This is a genomic window from Streptomyces prasinopilosus (assembly GCF_001419695.1).
Lineage (GTDB): Bacteria > Actinomycetota > Actinomycetes > Streptomycetales > Streptomycetaceae > Streptomyces > Streptomyces prasinopilosus.
In genome coordinates, this window is record NZ_LIRG01000673.1 from 1 (window position 1) to 2,702 (window position 2,702).

Here is a 2,702-nt window from a genome sequence, read left to right on the forward strand (position 1 = left end):
CGACCGCGCGGACCCGCACGGTCGCGCCCTCGGTGACCGGCGGGCCGGCGTCGTACTCCGGGAAGGCCGGGAACGGGGCGATCACCACCAGGTCGAGCGACGGCTTGAGTTCACCGCCGAGCGCGGACCAGATCTCGGCCAGCGACCGCGACTCGGTCTGGCTGCCGGACACCGTCAGCGGCACGGAGAGCCCCAGCGCGCCCAGGGCGCCGGGCAGTTCGGAGGGCGGCAGGATCTCGCGGGGCAGCAGGGTGGCCAGGACGGCGGACAGCAGGCGGTGTTCGTCCTGGGGCCGCTTGGTCCAGGCGGTGACCAGGTACGACAGCCGGAACCAGCGCGGCGGCTGGCGGCGCCGCACCACCTGGCCGCGGCCGTCGGTGACCGCGACCGTGCCGCGTTCGCGCCGCGAGACCTCCTCGCGGATGTCGTACAGGTAGGCGTTGACGGCGGGCGCGTTGCGGCGGGCCGCCCAGTCCCGGGTCGGGGCGTCCAGCGACACCTCGATGCCGGAGCCGGCCAGGGCCCCGCCCTCGAGGAGCCCCTTCAGGACCTCGTCCACCTCGTGGATCACCGTCGTCCTCCTGCTCTGCCGTTCCGGGGCCTCCGGCCGCCGGACCCGCCGGGCCGCGGGGCTCCACCGATCCTGCCCGCGGACGTCCCGTGCCGCGGACGCCCCGGTCCGGGGGCGGGGCACGGGGACCTGCCCGCGGGGGTCAACTCGATTGCCCGTTCGGTCAGATGTAGCCTTCCCGAAGGGCGTACGCGACGGCGTGCGCACGGTTGCGGAGGTGCAGCCGGGTGGTGAGTCCGTGCAACACGTTCTTGACCGTACGTTCGGAGTACGAGAGTTTGCCGGCGATCTCTCCCGTGTCCAGCCCCTCGGAGACGAGCCTCAGGACGTCGACCTCACGGGCCGTCAGCCCGGTGGCGGCGCCCCCGGGATGGCCCGCCGAGGCGCGGTGCAGCGTGCCCACCTGGTTGATCAGCCGCCCCAGCAGGTCCGCGGGCAGGTCCCCGTCGCCCCGGGAGGCCGCCACGACCGCCCGCACCATCCGGTGCGCGGTGGCCTCGTGGCGCCAGACGATGGCGCCGACCCCGCACTCGACCACGTCGAGGAGTTCGGTCTCCCGGATCGCGCCGACCACGAGCACGGCCCGGCTGCCGTCGCTGCGCACGAGCTTGCGCATGCGGGTCAGCAGCCCCTCGTCCAGGTGGTCGTTGATCAGGAGGGCCACGGTGCCCGGACCGTTACGGCCGTCGTCCACCAGGTCGATCACCGGGTGCCTGCGGAGTTCGCTGACCGCGCCGGCCCGGGAGATGGGATCCGGTGCGTCGACCACCACCGGGATCCGGGGTTCCCGCTCGACGGCCTGGACGGCCTCCGCCGTTACGAGTGAGCTGCGCAACCGATTCCCCATGCCCGATGTCCGGGCACGCGCTGGGGCGCCCGGGTCCGATGTTCCGGGTCCACATTCCTGTGAGGGGTGGGACGCGGACAATCGTGGAGAACCACGAGACGCACCACGAGATCACGCGCGCCGTCCGCGAGGCGCGCCCCCGTCGCGTACGCCCCGGGCGTGCCGCGGGCCCCGGCCGGGGGGTGCGGCCCGGCCCTGCCGGAATGCAACACGACCCGGTGCCGCACGTCCATACCCCTGCCCGGGATTCACTCCCCCATCCCCCGTTCTGTGCCCCAACGGGCGTCATCCGCGAGCCCCTTGGGGCATCCGGGGCACCCTTTTCCGCGTCCTTCCCGGTGGGGAGGGACGGCGCGCCTGCCCTCACCCGTCCGCCCGCACGCCGTGTGTCCCCCCGCTCGTCCGCCCGTCGGCCCGTCCCCCCGCTCACCGATCATGATCAGTCCGGTCCAGGAGGCCCTGTTGTCCCCAGTGGAATCCCTCAGCGAACGGGGTGACGTCCTGCGGCTGCTGGCCGCCTCCGCCGAACGCGCCCGTGGGGGATCCGGCCGTCTGGTCCTGCTGCGCGGGGCCACCGGTACCGGCCGGACCGCCCTCCTGGAGGCCGCCGCCGCGCACGCGGCGTCCCTGGGGATGCGGGTGCTGCGCGCGCGCTGCACCCCGGAGGACACCGGCACGGAGTGGGCCGTCCTGCGCCGTCTCCTCGGTGAGGAGACGGGCTTCGCCGACGACGTCCCGACCGGGGAGGAGGACCCGGAAGCCGGGGACCCGGACGCCCCGCACCCCCGCGCGTACGCCACCCGGCTGTGGCGGCTGCTGCTGCGGGGGCAGGCGGACCGCACCCCGCTGTTCGTGGCGGTCGACGACGTGCACGCCGCCGACCCGGCCTCGCGCCGCTGGCTGACCGAGGCGGCCCGGCGCCTCGACCGGCTGCCGGTGCTCCTGGTGGTCACCGAGCGCTGCCAGTACGACATCGACCGGTCCGGGACCGGTCTCGCCCACACACTCCCGCCCGACCTCGTGCGCACCCACACCCTCGCCCCGCTGAGCGCCGAAGCGGCCGCGGAACTGGTCCGCGCCGCCTTCCCGGGAGCCGAGCCCGCCCGGGTGGCCGACTGCGTACGGGCCGGCGCGGGCAGTCCGCTGCTGCTGCGCGCCCTGCTGGACGACCTGGCGTCCGGGGGCGCGGCCGGCGGTCCCGCCCCGCTCGCGGCACTGCCGGACACCTGCGCCGCGCTGTACCCGGGCGGCTACCCGGACGCCGTCGCCTGGTGGCTGGCCAGC

The 2,702-nt window shown here is 75.5% G+C and carries 3 protein-coding genes; 1 reads left to right on the plus strand and 2 read right to left on the minus strand.

Features of this window, described 5'->3' with window-relative positions; translation table 11 throughout:
- The coding region (locus AOK18_RS24290) for a Pvc16 family protein (RefSeq protein ID WP_055695716.1) at window positions 1–571 on the minus strand (571 nt) is incomplete at its 3' end.
- Between the two features lie 163 nt (window positions 572–734).
- The gene (locus tag AOK18_RS24295; protein ID WP_055574412.1) at window positions 735–1,406 is read right to left on the minus strand and encodes a helix-turn-helix transcriptional regulator; all 672 of its coding nucleotides are present in this window, start codon (window positions 1,404–1,406) and stop codon (window positions 735–737) included.
- A 447-nt stretch (window positions 1,407–1,853) separates the two neighbouring features.
- Here AOK18_RS24295 and AOK18_RS24300 point away from each other — a divergent pair.
- The coding region (locus AOK18_RS24300; protein WP_157865155.1) for an ATP-binding protein at window positions 1,854–2,702 on the plus strand (849 nt) is incomplete at its 3' end.